General features: G+C 71.5%; 16 protein-coding genes. 11 read left to right on the top strand and 5 right to left on the bottom strand.

Annotated features, from left to right (window positions below; translation table 11 throughout):
• Positions 1–27: 27 nt before the first annotated feature.
• Positions 28–1212: an adenylate/guanylate cyclase domain-containing protein gene (locus Q8W71_RS11405; protein ID WP_305525488.1), complete on the bottom strand. Its 1185-nt coding sequence runs from the start codon at positions 1210–1212 to the stop codon at positions 28–30.
• A gap of 101 nt (positions 1213–1313) precedes the next feature.
• On the opposite strand from Q8W71_RS11405, the gene Q8W71_RS11400 reads away from it, so the two are divergent.
• The 8 genes from Q8W71_RS11400 to lpdA all read left to right on the top strand — a co-directional run bounded on the left by Q8W71_RS11400 (position 1314) and on the right by lpdA (position 8816).
• The gene (locus Q8W71_RS11400; RefSeq protein WP_305525487.1) at positions 1314–1625 is read left to right on the top strand and encodes an FtsB family cell division protein; all 312 of its coding nucleotides are present in this window, start codon (positions 1314–1316) and stop codon (positions 1623–1625) included.
• Positions 1626–1764: 139 nt separating this feature from the next.
• Positions 1765–2820 (top strand): pyruvate dehydrogenase (acetyl-transferring) E1 component subunit alpha, encoded by a 1056-nt coding sequence (gene pdhA / locus Q8W71_RS11395; protein ID WP_305525486.1) that lies wholly within the window; start codon positions 1765–1767, stop codon positions 2818–2820.
• Between the two features lie 64 nt (positions 2821–2884).
• The gene (locus Q8W71_RS11390) at positions 2885–4342 is read left to right on the top strand and encodes a pyruvate dehydrogenase complex E1 component subunit beta (RefSeq protein ID WP_305525485.1); all 1458 of its coding nucleotides are present in this window, start codon (positions 2885–2887) and stop codon (positions 4340–4342) included.
• Between the two features lie 67 nt (positions 4343–4409).
• On the top strand, positions 4410–4685 hold the full coding sequence (locus tag Q8W71_RS11385) for a DUF5076 domain-containing protein (protein WP_305525484.1): 276 nt from the start codon (positions 4410–4412) through the stop codon (positions 4683–4685).
• A gap of 13 nt (positions 4686–4698) precedes the next feature.
• Complete coding sequence (locus tag Q8W71_RS11380) at positions 4699–5316, top strand: Uma2 family endonuclease (protein ID WP_305525483.1); 618 nt, start codon at positions 4699–4701, stop codon at positions 5314–5316.
• A 17-nt stretch (positions 5317–5333) separates the two neighbouring features.
• A complete protein-coding gene (locus tag Q8W71_RS11375; RefSeq protein ID WP_305525482.1) occupies positions 5334–6764 on the top strand; it encodes a pyruvate dehydrogenase complex dihydrolipoamide acetyltransferase in 1431 nt (476 codons plus the stop codon).
• Positions 6765–6887: 123 nt separating this feature from the next.
• The gene (locus Q8W71_RS11370; protein ID WP_305525481.1) at positions 6888–7376 is read left to right on the top strand and encodes an endonuclease domain-containing protein; all 489 of its coding nucleotides are present in this window, start codon (positions 6888–6890) and stop codon (positions 7374–7376) included.
• On the top strand, positions 7377–8816 hold the full coding sequence (gene lpdA, locus Q8W71_RS11365; RefSeq protein ID WP_305525480.1) for a dihydrolipoyl dehydrogenase: 1440 nt from the start codon (positions 7377–7379) through the stop codon (positions 8814–8816).
• Positions 8817–8906: 90 nt separating this feature from the next.
• Here lpdA and Q8W71_RS11360 read toward each other — a convergent pair whose 3' ends face one another.
• A complete protein-coding gene (locus Q8W71_RS11360) occupies positions 8907–9131 on the bottom strand; it encodes a hypothetical protein (RefSeq protein WP_305525479.1) in 225 nt (74 codons plus the stop codon).
• A gap of 182 nt (positions 9132–9313) precedes the next feature.
• Here Q8W71_RS11360 and Q8W71_RS11355 point away from each other — a divergent pair, with 182 nt between their 5' ends.
• Both Q8W71_RS11355 and Q8W71_RS11350 read left to right on the top strand, forming a co-directional pair.
• Entirely contained in the window at positions 9314–10303 is a 990-nt protein-coding gene (locus Q8W71_RS11355; protein WP_305525478.1) for a threo-3-hydroxy-L-aspartate ammonia-lyase, read from the top strand.
• A gap of 118 nt (positions 10304–10421) precedes the next feature.
• Entirely contained in the window at positions 10422–10799 is a 378-nt protein-coding gene (locus Q8W71_RS11350) for a HesB/IscA family protein (protein WP_305525477.1), read from the top strand.
• A gap of 126 nt (positions 10800–10925) precedes the next feature.
• Here the strand turns inward: Q8W71_RS11350 and Q8W71_RS11345 are convergent, their stop codons facing one another.
• From Q8W71_RS11345 to Q8W71_RS11335, 3 genes are all read right to left on the bottom strand, one after another.
• Positions 10926–11984, bottom strand: a complete 1059-nt coding sequence (locus tag Q8W71_RS11345; RefSeq protein WP_305525476.1) for a GGDEF domain-containing protein — start codon at positions 11982–11984, stop codon at positions 10926–10928.
• A gap of 106 nt (positions 11985–12090) precedes the next feature.
• On the bottom strand, positions 12091–13626 hold the full coding sequence (locus tag Q8W71_RS11340) for a DEAD/DEAH box helicase (protein WP_305525475.1): 1536 nt from the start codon (positions 13624–13626) through the stop codon (positions 12091–12093).
• A gap of 191 nt (positions 13627–13817) precedes the next feature.
• The gene (locus Q8W71_RS11335) at positions 13818–14150 is read right to left on the bottom strand and encodes a hypothetical protein (RefSeq protein WP_305525474.1); all 333 of its coding nucleotides are present in this window, start codon (positions 14148–14150) and stop codon (positions 13818–13820) included.
• A 419-nt stretch (positions 14151–14569) separates the two neighbouring features.
• Between Q8W71_RS11335 and Q8W71_RS11330 the strand changes: the two genes are divergently transcribed.
• Positions 14570–15125: outer membrane protein (locus Q8W71_RS11330; protein WP_305525473.1), on the top strand; the 556-nt coding region annotated here is incomplete at its 3' end.

Below are 15125 nucleotides of genomic sequence, written 5' to 3'. Positions count from 1 at the left end.
CGGTCCGGACCGGGCGCGGGGTTCCGGTCAGCCGAGGCCCGGCAGCGTCCAGACCCGCTGCGGGCTCGCGAGGCCGCGCAGGGTCACCGACCCGACTGGCTCCAGCGCGCCGCCGCAGCGCGCGGCGAACACGTCGGAGATCAGCAGGGCGCGGCCGAGCCGCTCGCAATGGCCCTCGATCCGGCTCGCCTCGTTCATCGCCCGGCCGATCAGGGTGAAATCGAGCCGCCGGTCGGTGCCGACATTGCCCTGGACCACCTCGCCGTAATGCAGGACGAGGTCGGCGGTCAGTTCCGGCGCACCCGCCGCCCGGCGCCGGGCGTTCAGCGCGGCGTTGGCCGTCAACGCCTCGGCGGCGGCGGAGAGCGCCGCGCCGCAGCCGGCGCAGGACGGGGCGGCCGCGTCCGGAACCGGGAAGGTCGCGAGGAAACCGTCGCCGAGGAACTTCAGGATCTCGCCGCCGTGCCGCGCCACCGGCTCGCCCAGCGCGTCGAAATGCTCGTTGAGCCAGCCGGCCACGGCCAGGGGATCGGCCCGGTCCGACAGGGCCGTGAAGGCGCGCAGGTCGGCGAGCAGGATCGCCGCCGGCACCATGCGGCCCTGGCCGCGCTGGATGTCACCGTCGAGCACCCGATCGGCGGTGGCGGGCCCGAGGTAGGTGCCCAGCACGTCGCGCAGGGTGTGGGCGAGGATGAGCTTGGACATCGCGAGGCCGAGGACCGGCAGCAGCGCGTCGAGGGCCGCGATCTCGGCCTCGGCGAAGCCGTCCGGACGGCGCGTGGTGAAGGACAGGGCCGCCCCGCGCAGGGCGGTGCCCGGGGCGAAGGCGACCACCCGCAGCACGTAGTCGGTCCCGCCCTGCGCCCGCAATTCGCGCAGGATCGGGAACGCGTCCCCGGCGTCCGCGGCTTCGAGCCGCCACCGCCCGGCATGCTCGCCCCGGTGGAGGAGCGCGTGGATCGGGCTGCGCAGCCACACGGCTTCCTGCTCGGTCCCGTGCGGATTGAGTTCGAAGTCGAAGTCCCGGTCCGCGTACCAGTTCAGGCTGACGCCGCGGTGGAGCGGGTCGATGGTGGGCGCCGAGACGCTAAACCGCCACAGCGGCAGGCCGGCCTCGACGAGGGCCCGGCACAGGCTGTCGACGAGGCCGTCGCCGTCGTCCGAGACGGTGGCGCGGTCGGCGATCCAGGCGGAGAGGCGGGTGGTGTCCATGGGGATCGGCACGCGGGCGCAGGAGGCCTTACGGGACCGGCCGCGCGCGGCGCAAGGGGCGGCGCAAGGGGCGGTTAACCTTTCCGCGCCAGGGTGCCGGCATGGTCGTCCGCCGCCGCGTCAGAATGGTCGTGTTGCCGCTGGGTCTGTGGACCCTGTCGGCGCTGGTATGCGGCTACTTCGTCGTGCAGGCCGAGAGCGGCAACCGCGGCCTGGAGGCCAAGAAGGCCCTGAAGATCAAGGCCTACGGCCTCAACCAGGACCTCACCGCCGCCAAGGCGGAGCGGGCTGTCTGGGAGCACCGCGTCGCGCTCCTGAAGAGCGACCAGATCGACCGCGACCTCTTGGAGGAGCGCGCCCGGATCGTGCTCGGCCGGGTGCACGCCAACGACGTGGTGATCATCGAGCCCTGAGCGCTCTCCGCCCGGCTTCGGAGGCCGCGCGCCGGGTCTGACATCGCCTGTGGCCTGTCAGAACGCCGGCCCTCGCTTTCCGCGCGGGGCTGCCCTACACCCCTGATCACTGTCGAGTGAAGCACGGGGAAGAGCGCCGATGGATGCTGCCAAGGAGGCCGCGCAGCCGACGCCCGCGAGCCCGGAGGCCGAGGCCGCCCACAAGCCGGCGCCGAACATGCCGCAGTTCACCCGGGACGAGGATCTCCACGCCTACCACGAGATGCTGCTGATCCGCCGCTTCGAGGAGAAGGCCGGGCAACTCTACGGCATGGGCCTCATCGGCGGCTTCTGCCACCTCTACATCGGCCAGGAGGCCGTGGTGGTCGGCATGCAGATGGCCGCCGAGGAGGGCGACCAAGTCATCACCGGCTACCGCGACCACGGCCACATGCTGGCCTGCGGCATGGACCCGAAGGGCGTGATGGCGGAGCTGACCGGGCGGCGCGGCGGCTACTCGCGCGGCAAGGGCGGCTCGATGCATATGTTCAGCCGCGAGAAGCAGTTCTTCGGGGGCCACGGCATCGTCGGCGCGCAGGTCTCGCTCGGCACCGGGCTGGGCTTCGCCGACGCCTACCGCAAGAACGGCAAGGTCAGCCTGACCTACATGGGCGACGGCGCCGCCAACCAGGGTCAGGTCTACGAGAGCTTCAACATGGCGGCCCTGTGGAAGCTGCCGGTCGTCTACGTGATCGAGAACAACCGCTACGCGATGGGCACCTCGGTGGCCCGCGCCTCGGCGCAGACCGACTTCTCGAAGCGTGGCCTTTCCTTCGGCATCCCCGGGGAATCCGTGGACGGCATGGACGTGCGCACCGTGCGCGAGGCGGCGGGCCGGGCGATCGAGCACGCCCGCTCCGGCCAGGGCCCCTTCATCCTGGAGATGCAGACCTACCGCTACCGCGGCCATTCCATGTCCGATCCGGCCAAGTACCGGACCAAGGACGAGGTCTCGAAGATGCGCGACGAGCACGACCCGATCGAGATGGTGCGCAAGCGCCTGCTCGAACTGCACGGCGTGCCCGAGGCCGAGATCAAGGCGACCGACGCCAAGGTGCGCGAGATCGTCAACGCCTCGGCGGAGTTCGCCACCAACGACCCCGAGCCCGATCCGTCGGAGCTGTGGACCGACATCCTGCTGGAGGCGCGCGCCTGACGGCGCGCCTCCCGTCACCCCTCAAGGCCGCCCCCGACCCAAGAAGACGACCGCAGAGCAGAGCATGGCGACCGATATCCTGATGCCCGCCCTCTCACCCACCATGGAGGAGGGCAAGCTCGCCAAGTGGCTCAAGAAGGTCGGCGACCCGGTCAAGTCCGGCGACGTGCTGGCCGAGATCGAGACCGACAAGGCGACGATGGAGGTCGAGGCCATCGACGAGGGCGTGCTCGCCAAGATCCTCGTCGAGGAGGGCACCGAGGGGGTGGCGGTCAACACGCCCATCGCGGTCATCGCGGAGGAGGGCGAGGACGTCGAGGCCGCCGCGGCGGCCGGCGGGAAGGGCGCGCCGAAGGCCAACGGCCAGGACCAGGACGGCCAGGGCGCGCCGACGCCGGACATGCAGGCGGAGGGGCAGGCCAAGGCGCCGGCCCCGGCTGCGAAAACGGGCGAGGACGCCCCCCGCGCCCCGGCCGCGCCCGCGAAGATTTCCAACACGGCGCAGGCGCCGGTGATGGACGAGTTCCCCGCCGACACGCCGATGACGACGATGACCGTCCGCGAGGCCCTGCGCGACGCGATGGCCGAGGAGATGCGCCGGGACGGCGACGTGTTCGTGATGGGCGAGGAGGTCGCCGAGTACCAGGGCGCCTACAAGGTCACGCAGGGGCTGCTGCAGGAGTTCGGTGCCCGCCGCGTGGTCGATACGCCGATCACCGAGCACGGATTCGCGGGTGTGGGCGTCGGCGCGGCGCTCGCCGGCCTGAAGCCGATCGTCGAGTTCATGACCTTCAACTTCGCCATGCAGGCGATCGATCAGATCATCAACTCGGCGGCCAAGACCCTCTACATGTCCGGCGGCCAGCTCGGCTGCCCGATCGTGTTCCGCGGGCCCAACGGCGCCGCCGCCCGCGTCGCCGCCCAGCACAGCCACGACTACGCCGCGTGGTACTCGAACGTGCCGGGCCTCAAGGTGATCGCCCCTTACACGGCGAGCGACGCCAAGGGCCTGCTCAAGGCCGCGATCCGCGACCCGAACCCGGTCATCTTCCTGGAGAACGAGATCCTCTACGGCCAGTCCTTCCCGGTGCCGCAGCTCGACGACTTCGTGCTGCCGATCGGCAAGGCGCGGGTGCACCGCCCCGGCACGGACGTGACGATCGTCTCCTTCGCGATCGGCATGACCTACGCCCTCAAGGCGGCGCAGGCGCTCGCCGAGCAGGGCATCGAGGCGGAGGTGATCGACCTGCGCACGCTCCGGCCGATGGACACCGACACGGTGGTGGAATCGGTGAAGAAGACCGGCCGCTGCGTCACCGTCGAGGAGGGTTTCCCGCAATCCGGCGTCGGCGCCGAGATCGTGGCGCGGCTGATGGTCGATGCCTTCGACTACCTCGACGCGCCGGTGCTGCGCATCACCGGCAAGGACGTGCCGATGCCCTACGCGGCCAACCTCGAGAAGCTCGCCCTGCCGACGGTCGCCGAGGTCGTCGAGGCGGCCCGCAGCGTCTGCTACAAGTGAGGGGATCGCCGACGGACACGCGCCGATCCGGCCATGGTCCCGCGCGGCGATGCACCCGAGGCGCGTCATGAGCAACGACTTCGCCGAACTCTCCGTCCCCCCGGACGCCCTGGAGCAGGGCGGGGTCGAGGTCCTGCGCGCCGCGGTGGTGGACGGGGCGGTCAGCGTCGCGCTCCGCCGCTCCTTCGACGACCCGGCGACCTGGGGCCGCCTGCTGAGCGATCTCGCCCGGCAGGCCGCCCGCGCCTACGCGCTGGAGACCGACCTGTCGGAGGAGGAGGCGTTCGAGCGCATCCGCGCCGGGTGGGAGGCCGAGAGCCTCGACCCCGGCGGCCTCAACTAGCGGCGGCGCGACCATGGCCGGGGCCGCGCGCCGTCTCGCCACCTACGCCGACCTGGAGGCGGTCCCGGCCCACCTCGTGGCCGAGATCGTCGACGGGGTGCTGGAGACGCACCCGCGTCCGCGGCCCCGGCATGCCTCAGTCTCGCTCAAGCTCGGCGGAGAATTGGACTTCCCGTTCGGGCGCGGCCGCGGCGGTCCGGGCGGGTGGGTCTTCATGTCGGAGCCCGAACTGCATCTCGGGCACCACGTCGTCGTCCCCGATCTTGCTGGCTGGCGACGCGAGCGGATGCCGGTCGAGCCGGACACGGCCTTCGTCGAGACGCCGCCGGACTGGGTCTGCGAGATCCTCTCGCCCTCCACCGCGCGGCTCGACCGGGGGCCCAAGCGCCGCATCTACGCGGAGGCCGGAATCGGTCACCTCTGGCTGCTCGATCCGGGGGACGGCGTGCTCGAAGCCTTCGCGCTCGTCGACGGCCGGTGGCTCCTCCTCGGCACGGTTCAGCGCGGCGAGACGGTGGCGATGCCGCCCTTCGACGCCGCCCCGTTCCCGCTCGACGACCTCTTCCCCTTCGACGATCCGGCCGCGCAATCCGCACAGACCGCCCCGCCGACCGCCCCGCCCGAGACCTGAGCCCGAGATCCGAGCCGATGCCGATCAACGTCCTGATGCCCGCCCTCTCGCCGACGATGGAGAAGGGCAACCTCGCCAAGTGGCTCAAGAAGGAGGGCGACCCGGTCAAGTCCGGCGACGTGCTGGCCGAGATCGAGACCGACAAGGCGACCATGGAGGTCGAGGCCATCGACGAGGGCGTGCTCGCCAAGATCGTCGTGCCGGAGGGCACGGCGGACGTTCCGGTCAACGACCTGATCGCGCTGATCGCCGCCGAGGGCGAGGATCCCGGCAGCGTGCAGGCGCCGGCCGGAGGGGGCGGAAAGGCGGCTGAGGCGCCCCCGAAGGCCGAGGCGCCCAAGGAAGCGTCCAAGTCGGACGCGCCGAAATCCGAGGCGAAGGCGGCCGGCGACGGGCAGATGTCCTACGCCCGGGCGAACGAGGCCCCCGACGCCGCCAAGACGGTCAACCCGGCGGCCGGCTCCGCCCCGGCGCAGCGGGAGTCCGGCGAGCGGGTGTTCTCCTCGCCGCTCGCCCGGCGGCTCGCCAAGATGGAGGGCATCGACCTCTCCGCCGTGACGGGCTCGGGCCCGCACGGCCGGGTCATCGCCCGCGATGTCCAGGCAGCCAAGACCGCCGGCACCGGCAAGGGGGCGCCCGGCGCGGCGCCCGCTGCCGCGCAGGCGCCGGCGCCGAAGGCCGCCCCGGCCGCGGCCATGCCCGTCGGCATGACCACCGATCAGGTCAAGGCGCTGTTCGAGCCGGGTTCCTACGAGGAGATCACCCTCGACGGGATGCGCAAGACCATCGCCAAGCGGCTGGCCGAGTCGAAGCAGACGGTGCCGCACTTCTACCTCGCCCTCGACGTCGAGCTCGACGCGCTGCTGGCGCTGCGCGGGCAGGTCAACGCGGGCGCGCCCAAGGACAAGGACGGCAAGCCGGCCTACAAGCTCTCGGTCAACGACTTCGTCATCAAGGCTCTGGCGCTGGCACTCCAGCAGGTGCCGAACGCCAACGCCGTCTGGGCCGGCGACCGGGTCCTGAAGTTCAAGCACTCGGATGTGGGGGTCGCGGTGGCGATCGAGGGCGGCCTGTTCACGCCGGTGATCCGCCGCGCCGAGCAGAAGACGCTCTCGACCATCTCCGCCGAGATGAAAGACCTCGCCGGCCGCGCCCGCACCCGCAAGCTGAAGCCGGAGGAGTATGCCGGCGGCTCCACCGCGGTGTCGAACCTCGGCATGTTCGGCATCAAGAACTTCCAGGCGGTGATCAACCCGCCCCACGGCACCATCCTGGCGGTCGGCGCCGGCGAGGCGCGGATCGTCGCCAAGGGCGGCCAGCCGGCGGTGGTGCAGGCGATGACCGTCACGCTCTCGGTCGACCACCGCGTGGTCGACGGCGCGCTGGGCGCCGAGCTGCTCCAGGCGTTCAAGGGGCTGATCGAGAGCCCGATGGGGATGCTGGTGTGAAGGTCGCCGCCTGGCGCGAGGCGCTCTCCTCCCCCTTGTGGGGAGGAGTTGGAGGTGGGGGTGGTGCCGCCTGCCGCTGCGGTTGCGGGCGGATCACCGAGCATAAGGATCTGCGACCCTCTGATGTCCTGGAACGCGCCCCGCCTGCTGGCTCCGACCGCACGCGCTTCGAAGAACGCGCGTGTCCTGCGTCGGACTCTGACCGAGCCGGAACGGCGCCTCTGGTGGCATCTGCGGCATCGCTTGCCCGTGCCGGGATCGCATTTTCGTCGGCAGGTGGCGCTGGGTCCCTATGTCGTAGACTTCTGCTGTCTCGCCGCACGGCTCGGGGTCGAAGTCGACGGCGACCAGCACGGCCGGGCGGTTGACGCGGCGTATGACGCGCGGCGGACGGCCGCCCTGGAGGCGCAGGGCTTCCGGGTCCTGCGCTTCAGCAACGCCGAGATCATGCGCTCCATGGATACCGTGCTCGACACCATCTTCTCGGCCTTGGCCGCACGGACGGACGGAGAGTTCGAAGCCGTGATCTTTCCGGTCGCCGATCAGGCCGGCCGCACCACCCCCACCTCCAACTCCTCCACACAAGGGGGAGGAGAGCCCGCGGAGCGCTGAATGCCCGACACCTACGACGTCCTCATCATCGGCGCCGGGCCCGGCGGCTACGTCACGGCGATCCGCGCCGCGCAGCTCGGGTTCAAGACGGCGGTGGTCGACCGGGAGCACCTGGGCGGCATCTGCCTGAACTGGGGCTGCATCCCGACCAAGGCGCTGCTGCGCTCGGCCGAGATTTTTCATTATTTCCAGCACCCCGGCGATTACGGCCTCACCGCGGAGAAGGTCGGGTTCGATGTCGGCGCCATCGTGAAGCGCTCGCGCGGCGTGTCCGGCCGGCTCAACGGCGGCGTCGGCATGCTGCTGAAGAAGAACAAGGTCGACGTGATCTGGGGGGAGGCGTCGGTCGATTCGGTCGCCAAGGGCAACGCGCCGGGCCAAGTCACGGTCAAGGAGACCAAGCGGGCCGAGGCGCCCAAGGGTGCCAAGGGTGCCGGCACCTACGGGGCCAAGCACATCATCGTCGCCACCGGCGCCCGGCCGCGGGCGCTGCCGGGCATCGAGCCCGACAAGAAGCAGATCTGGACCTACTACGAGGCGATGGTCCCCCAGACCATGCCGAAGTCGCTGCTTGTGATGGGCTCGGGCGCCATCGGCATCGAGTTCGCCTCGTTCTACCGCACCATGGGCGCCGAGGTGACGGTGGTGGAGCTGCTGCCGCAGATCCTGCCGGTGGAGGATGCCGAGATCGCAGGCCTCGCCCGCAAGCGCTTCGAGAAGCAGGGCATCAAGATCCTCACCGGCGCCAAGGTGACGAAGGTCGAGAAGGGCGGGGATACCGTCACCGCCACGATCGAGACGGGCGACGGCAAGTCCCAGACCATCACGGCGGAGAAGCTGATCTCGGCGGTCGGCGTCGTCGGCAACATCGAGGGGATCGGGCTGGAAAAACTCGGGGTGACGATCGACCGCGGCTGCGTCGTCACGGACGGGCTCGGCCGCACCAACGTGCCCGGCCTCTACGCGATCGGCGACGTGGCCGGCCCGCCGATGCTCGCCCACAAGGCCGAGCACGAGGGGGTGATCTGCATCGAGACCATCAAGGGGCTGCACACCCACCCGATGGACAAGGGCAAGATCCCCGGCTGCACCTATTGCCAGCCGCAGATCGCCAGCGTCGGCCTCACCGAGGCGAAGGCCAAGGAGCAGGGCTTCGCCGTCAAGGTCGGCCGCTTCCCGTTCGCCGGCAACGGCAAGGCGATCGCGCTCGGCGAGCCGGACGGGCTGATCAAGACCGTGTTCGACGCCAAGACCGGCCAGTTGCTGGGCGCCCACATGGTCGGGGCCGAGGTCACCGAGCTGATCCAGGGCTACGTGGTGGCGATGAACCTGGAGAGCACCGAGGAGGAGCTGATGCACACGGTGTTCCCGCACCCGACGCTCAGCGAGATGATGCACGAGAGCGTGCTCGACGCCTACGGCAAGGTGATCCACACGTAGCGTCCGCCCGCGGCCCGCTGTGGAGGATCGGGCCGGCTCCAGGCGCCGCCGTCCGGAACCGGCGTCGACGTGCGGGCATGTCCCATGCCGTCAGGCCTGTTGCGCGGTCTCCCCGACCAGCTCGATGTCATCGGGCGACGGCTCGTAGGCGCACCACTCGCAGACGCCGCGCTCCGTCCCCCGGCGGCCGTTGCGCTGCGAGCAGTGCGGGCACACGAGGAGCAGCAGGCGGCCGCCCGTCCGCGTCGCCAGCCCGCGCCCGCGGAAGGTGACCGCGGTGCCGGGCGCGTCCCCGGATGCTCGGCGCACGCGCATCGCCCGCCTCACCGCGAGGCCGGCGGCGCCGGCCCCATCCGCGTTCCCGTCCGCATCAATCCCCGCCCCCGCTGGCCCGTGGACATAAGCGGCCAGCGCGCAAATGGCTCCGCTTCATGGCTCGACGCGGGGTGCGCGGTCCGCGGCCCGGGCCTATGAAGGGGCGCCCACAGGAGCGCGCGATGCAGGACCCGACGAGCCCATCCCCCGAGCGGCCGACCTTCGCGGACGTCGCCCGCGCCGCCGAGCGGATTGCCGGGGCCGCCCACCGCACGCCGGTGCTGACCTCGCGCACCGCCGACGCGATCACCGGCGCGCGGCTGTTCTTCAAGGCGGAGAACCTCCAGCGGGGCGGCGCCTTCAAGTTCCGCGGCGCCTACAACGCCATCAGCGCCCTGCCGGAGGCGGTCCGCGCCCGCGGCGTGATCGCCTTCTCGTCCGGCAACCACGCCCAGGCCATCGCCCTGGCGAGCCGGCTGCTCGGCGTCCCGGCGACGATCGTGATGCCGCACGACGCGCCCGCGGTTAAGGTCACGGCGACTAGGGGCTACGGGGCCGAGGTGGTCTCTTACGACCGCTACACCGAGGATCGCGAGGCGCTGGGCCGCGAGATCGCGGCGGCGCGCGGGCTCAGCCTGATCCCGCCCTACGACCACCGCGAGGTGATCGCCGGGCAGGGGACGCTCGCCCTCGAACTGATCGAGGAGACCGGTTCGCTGGACATGCTGGTGGCCTGCCTCGGCGGCGGCGGCCAGCTCGCGGGCTGCGCGCTGGCCGCGGCGGAGTGCGCCCCGGATTGCCGGGTGGTCGGCGTCGAGCCCGAAGCGGGCAACGACGGGCAGCAATCCTTCCGCGCGGGCCGGATCGTCACGATCCCGGTGCCGCGCACCATCGCGGACGGGGCACAATCCACCTATCTCGGGCAGCTCACCTTCCCGATCATCGCCGAGCGCGTGGACGACATCGTCACCGTGACCGACGCGGAACTCGTCGAGACGATGCGCTTCTTCGCCGCCCGGATGAAGCTCGTGGTCGAGCCGACCGGCTGCCTCGCCGCCGCTGCGGTGCTGCACGGGCGCCTCGACGTGCGGGGCAAGCGCGTCGGGGTGGTGATCAGCGGCGGCAACGTCGATCTGGCGACGTTCGCCCGACTGGTCGGGGAGGGCGCCTGAGCGCCACTTGCCGCCCGGGTGTGTTCCCGCCGCGGTGGACCCTCCGGCCCGGCATGCTTATCTTGAGATCGCCACAACAGCCCCCGGGCCTTGAACCCGGCCGGGCCGGAGAGCGACGATGTCTGCAGGTTTCAAGGTTCTCTCGCTGACCGACCGCGCCGCCGAGCGCATCAAGGCGATCATGGCGGATGCCGACCGGCCGATCGCCGGCCTGCGTGTCGGCGTGAAGAACGGCGGCTGCGCCGGGATGTCCTACACGATGGAGTATGCCGAGGCGCAGAAGCCCGGCGAGGACGTGGTCGAGGATCGCGGCGTGCGGGTGTTCGTCGAGCCGAAGGCGGTGCTGTTCCTGCTCGGCACCGAGATGGACTTCACCACCAACAAGCTCGCGTCGCAGTTCGTGTTCAACAACCCGAACCAGACTTCGGCCTGCGGCTGCGGCGAGTCGGTGGCGATCACCCCGGTGTCGCCCGAGCGGCTGGCCGCCTCCGCCTAGAGCATCGTCCCGAAAGGTGGCCCTCGGCTTTCGGAAAAGATGATGCAATAACAAACCGCCAGCGCATCGTCCTGGATTCGATATCCAGGACGATGCGCTGGCGCGCGGCGACCGACCAGAGCCCGGTCAGGCGACCTGCGTCAGCGCGCCGGACGCGTCGTCCACGGTGCGGTTGCGCCCGGCCCGCTTGGCCGCGAACATGCACAGGTCGGCCCGTTCCAGGAGGGAGGCGGGCGTGTCACCGGCGCGGTGCACGGCCACGCCCAGCGACACCGTCACCTTGCCGAGCGACTCGCCGGTCGAGCGCTTGACGAGTTCGCGCCCCATCACGCTGGTCCGGACGGTCTCGGCGACCCGGTGCGCCGCCGCCCGATTCACGCCGGGCAGGACGATGCCGAATTCCTCGCCGCCGAAGCGGGCGAGCAGCGCCTGCCGGCCCGCGTTCTCGCGCATCACAATCGCCACCAGCCGCAGCACCTGATCGCCGGTGAGGTGGCCGAACCGGTCGTTGAACCGCTTGAAATAGTCGATGTCGAGGACGACAAGGCTCACGGCCTCGCCCCGGGCCCCGGGGCCGTCGACGGCCGCCTTCAGCGCTTCCTCGAAATGCTTGCGGTTCGACAAGCCGGTGAGCGGGTCGGTGAGGCTCTCGATCCGGGTCGCCTCCAGCTTCTCGCGCAGCGTCTCGATCTCGGTCCGCTTCTCGCGCATGCGCGCTTCGAGGACCCGGTTGTTGGCCGCAACCTCGCGGGTGGCGGAGGCGAGCGTCGAGACGATCTCGCCGAGTCTGGCCGGGGTCAGCGCGCCCTGAGCGAGGTCCTGGGACAGGCCGCGCAGGGCCTCCCCGTACTGGGCCGTCGATCCGAGCGAGAGATCCAGGGTCTCGGTCACCGCTGCGATCTCGGCGAGCACCGTCCGGCTGACATCGCTCGCGGTGGCCGCAAGACGATGCTTGTCGACGTAGGTCTCGTGCAGGCCCTCGATGTCGGCCTCGGTCAGGCAGCCGTTCTGGCCCGTCAGGCGCTTGACCGCGTCGTTGAGGAGCGGCTCGGTGCCGCCGACATAGGCGTACCACACCGCGTAGGCGCGCGGGCAGGCCGAGGGCCCGTAGTCGCGCATGAGTTCCTGCGTGCGCTTCGCCAGGGCGAAGCTGTGATCCCGATCCGAGGCAGGCCCCTGGCTCATCGCGTCCCGTCGTCCCGGCGGCTCCGCGCCTCGTCCGCGCGTGCACCTCTGCCGTCACTCTAGAACGCGGGGCGTAGCCGGACGGTTAAGCCGGCGCGGCGGGGGTCTACTTCTCCTTCTTCACCACGGCCGGCCGGAGCAGGAAGGCCGGAACGTGCGCGCCAAGACCCACGGGCGTCTCACCGTCCTCGCGGTCGCGGCTGCGGACCTCGCGCCCACCCTCCCGATGTCCCCCGTCCCGGCGCGGCGACGCGCGGCGCGCGGTGTCGCGCGGCGCGGACTCGCGCGGCGACGGCTCCCGCGGAGGAGACGGCTCGCGCGGGGCCATCTCCCGGGCCGGGAGGTCCTGCGCCGGGTCGGCGGCTTCGGGCCGCGGGGCCGAGCGGGCCTCGCCGCGGCGACCGCCGCGCCCCCGGGGAGCCGGCTCGGCAGCGCTCTTGCGCCCGCCCCGGCGGCCGTCGCCGGAGCGCCCGCGGTGGCGGGTGCGCGGCTCGGCATCGGCGGCGGGGAGCGCCGACAGGTCGCCGTCGAGCCACGGGATCGGCTGGCCGATCAGCGTCTCGATCGCCCCGAGCGAGCGATCGTCGTCGGGGCTGACGAGGGTGAAGGCTTGGCCGGTGCGCCCGGCCCGTCCGGTGCGGCCGATGCGGTGCACGTAGTCTTCCGGGTGATGCGGCACGTCGAAGTTGAAGACGTGGCTCACGGCCGGGATGTCGAGGCCGCGGGCGGCCACGTCGCTCGCCACCAGGAGCGCGGTGTCGCCGCTGCGGAACCCGTCGAGGGCGGCCATGCGCGCCCGCTGGTCCATATCGCCGTGAAGGGCCACCGCGTCGAAGCCGTGGCTGACCAGCGATTTCTGGAGCACCGCCACATCGCGCTTGCGGTTGCAGAAGATGATGCCGTTCTTCAGCTCGTCCTCGCCGCGGATCAGTGTCCGCAGCCGCTCGCGCTTGGCGTGGCCCTCGGAACCGGTGGCCACGAGCCGCTGGGTGATGGTGGCCGCCGTCGAGGCCGGGCGCGCGACCTCGACCCGCTGCGGGTTGGACAGGAACATGTCGGCCAGCCGCTCGATCTCCGGCGGCATCGTCGCCGAGAAGAACAGCGTCTGCCGGGTGAACGGCACCATCTTGGCGATGCGCTCGATGTCGGGGATGAACCCCATGTCGAGCATCCGGTCGGCCTCGTCGATGACGAGAAGCTCGACGCCCGTGAGCAGCAGCTTGCCGCGCTCGAAATGGTCCAGCAGCCGCCCCGGGGTGGCGATCAGCACATCGGTGCCCCGGGTGAGCTTGGCGTCCTGGTCGGCGAAGGAGACGCCGCCGATGATCAGCGCCACGTTGAGCTTGTGGTTCGTGCCGTAGCGCTCGAAGCTCTCCTCCACCTGCGCGGCCAGTTCCCGGGTCGGCTCGAGGATCAGCGTGCGCGGCATCCGGGCGCGGGCGCGGCCGGACTCCAGCAGCGTCAGCATCGGCAGGGTGAACGCCGCCGTCTTGCCGGTGCCGGTCTGGGCGATGCCGAGGACATCGCGGCGCGCCAGCACGTGCGGGATCGCCTGCGCCTGGATCGGCGTCGGCTCGGTGTAGCCGGACGCGGTCACGGCTTGCAGGACTTTCTCGCTCAGTCCCAGATCGGAAAAAGGCATCTCGGGTCGGGTTACCGTTGCGCCCCCGGCCGGCGCGAAGGACATCGTCGCGGCAACGGCTCCGGCAGCCTGTCGTCGGCGCCAGGCGCCGGGGCCGCCCAGGACGGGCATCGTTCAGTTAGGGTCTTGGAGCGACTTGTCAATCTCGACGCGCGCCGGTCAGCCCCGCGGCACACAGGGGATCCGGGGTATCAGGGGTGCCGGGCTCCCGGCGCGACGGCGCACGGGTCGGGGCGCGGGGCCGCACGGGCGAGCGAACCGGTGGTCTCGGGTTCGGCGTTCAGGACGCGCGTCGCGGCGACCCGCGTGGCGGCGACCTCGCCCGGGCCGGTGATCCGGACCAGGTACTGCGCGGCCAGAACCCCGGCGAAGCCGACGAGAGCCGCGGTCCGCAGCGCCCAGAGCAGCGCTCCGGCGGGTCGCGGCTCGCTCGCCGCGGCGGGGACGGGCTCCGGCACCGGCCCGTCGCCGGGGGGACGGCGGCGGCCGAACGGCCGCGTCTCCCGCTCGCCGCGATCCAGCATGAGGGTCTCTCCCGCCGGTCCGCGTGCCGGCCATAGCGCGATGACCGCAACTGTCCGTGAACAGAGTTAACCGCGCCTTTCGCGCGCGACGTGACGCCGCTCGCTGCCCGGCGCCGAAATAAAACACCCCGCGCCCGCCTGCGCATGGCAGCCCCAGCAGATGTCGCACCTGAGCCGCCCAGCTTCTGCCGCATTCCGAGAACCTCCGCGCGATTATCCACCCGAACTGTATTCCGTGTCGCCGAATGTGCGCTGGAACACATCCCTGCGAAACAGACCGACACGTCGGCCTAATCTTCAGCCTTCATAATCTGGACCGGCTTCATCTCGCCGAGCTTGTTGCAGGAAAGCGACAGACCCGCCGGCCACCAGCGCCTAGAAGGCCCGCGGCTTCAGCCAACCCAGGACCCATGCACACGATGAAAAAGCTTCTCCTCGCATCGACCGTTCTCACCGGCATGACCGTCGCCGCCTCGGCGGCGGACCTTCCGCGCCGCGCGGCGCCGCCGCCGGTGTTCGCGCCGGTGCCGGTGTTCACCTGGACGGGCGCCTACTTCGGTATCAACGCCGGCTACGCCTTCGACGCCAGCAGCCGCAACACCGGCTCGGCCTTCGGCGTCCCCGCCCCCTTCGCCGCCCCCGGCACCATCGCCGTCTTCCGCAACCGCAGCCAGGACGGCTTCTCCGGCGGTGGCCAGGTCGGATACAACTTCCAGTTCACCCCGGGCTCGGGCGTGGTCGTGGGCATCGAGGCCGACGCCCAGTACCTCGACTTCGGCCGCAACCGGAACAGCGCCTTCATCGCCGGCGGCCTCGCCCCGGGCTACTACGTCACCGACCCGCGCGGCCTCTCCAGCCTCGACTTCTTCGGCACCGTGCGCGGCCGCCTCGGCTACGCCTTCGACCGCACCCTCGTGTACGGCACCGGCGGCTTCGCCTACGGCTCGGGCAGCGCCGACCGCTCGTTCGGCGGCT

Source organism: Methylobacterium amylolyticum (genome assembly GCF_030700245.1).
In the GTDB taxonomy this organism is placed as follows: domain Bacteria; phylum Pseudomonadota; class Alphaproteobacteria; order Rhizobiales; family Beijerinckiaceae; genus Methylobacterium.
Note: the sequence above shows the minus strand (reverse complement) of the source record. Positions and strands in the feature narration are given on the sequence as shown.

What these genes read in the sequence shown, in the direction of transcription:
- Q8W71_RS11405 (WP_305525488.1), bottom strand. Translation starts at nt 1,212, where the DNA reads ATGGACACCACCCGCCTCTCCGCCTGGATCGCCGACCGCGCCACCGTC.
- Q8W71_RS11400 (WP_305525487.1), top strand. Translation starts at nt 1,314, where the DNA reads ATGGTCGTCCGCCGCCGCGTCAGAATGGTCGTGTTGCCGCTGGGTCTG.
- pdhA (WP_305525486.1), top strand. Translation starts at nt 1,765, where the DNA reads ATGGATGCTGCCAAGGAGGCCGCGCAGCCGACGCCCGCGAGCCCGGAG.
- Q8W71_RS11390 (WP_305525485.1), top strand. Translation starts at nt 2,885, where the DNA reads ATGGCGACCGATATCCTGATGCCCGCCCTCTCACCCACCATGGAGGAG.
- Q8W71_RS11385 (WP_305525484.1), top strand. Translation starts at nt 4,410, where the DNA reads ATGAGCAACGACTTCGCCGAACTCTCCGTCCCCCCGGACGCCCTGGAG.
- Q8W71_RS11380 (WP_305525483.1), top strand. Translation starts at nt 4,699, where the DNA reads ATGGCCGGGGCCGCGCGCCGTCTCGCCACCTACGCCGACCTGGAGGCG.
- Q8W71_RS11375 (WP_305525482.1), top strand. Translation starts at nt 5,334, where the DNA reads ATGCCGATCAACGTCCTGATGCCCGCCCTCTCGCCGACGATGGAGAAG.
- Q8W71_RS11370 (WP_305525481.1), top strand. Translation starts at nt 6,888, where the DNA reads ATGTCCTGGAACGCGCCCCGCCTGCTGGCTCCGACCGCACGCGCTTCG.
- lpdA (WP_305525480.1), top strand. Translation starts at nt 7,377, where the DNA reads ATGCCCGACACCTACGACGTCCTCATCATCGGCGCCGGGCCCGGCGGC.
- Q8W71_RS11360 (WP_305525479.1), bottom strand. Translation starts at nt 9,131, where the DNA reads ATGCGCGTGCGCCGAGCATCCGGGGACGCGCCCGGCACCGCGGTCACC.
- Q8W71_RS11355 (WP_305525478.1), top strand. Translation starts at nt 9,314, where the DNA reads ATGCAGGACCCGACGAGCCCATCCCCCGAGCGGCCGACCTTCGCGGAC.
- Q8W71_RS11350 (WP_305525477.1), top strand. Translation starts at nt 10,422, where the DNA reads ATGTCTGCAGGTTTCAAGGTTCTCTCGCTGACCGACCGCGCCGCCGAG.
- Q8W71_RS11345 (WP_305525476.1), bottom strand. Translation starts at nt 11,984, where the DNA reads ATGAGCCAGGGGCCTGCCTCGGATCGGGATCACAGCTTCGCCCTGGCG.
- Q8W71_RS11340 (WP_305525475.1), bottom strand. Translation starts at nt 13,626, where the DNA reads ATGCCTTTTTCCGATCTGGGACTGAGCGAGAAAGTCCTGCAAGCCGTG.
- Q8W71_RS11335 (WP_305525474.1), bottom strand. Translation starts at nt 14,150, where the DNA reads ATGCTGGATCGCGGCGAGCGGGAGACGCGGCCGTTCGGCCGCCGCCGT.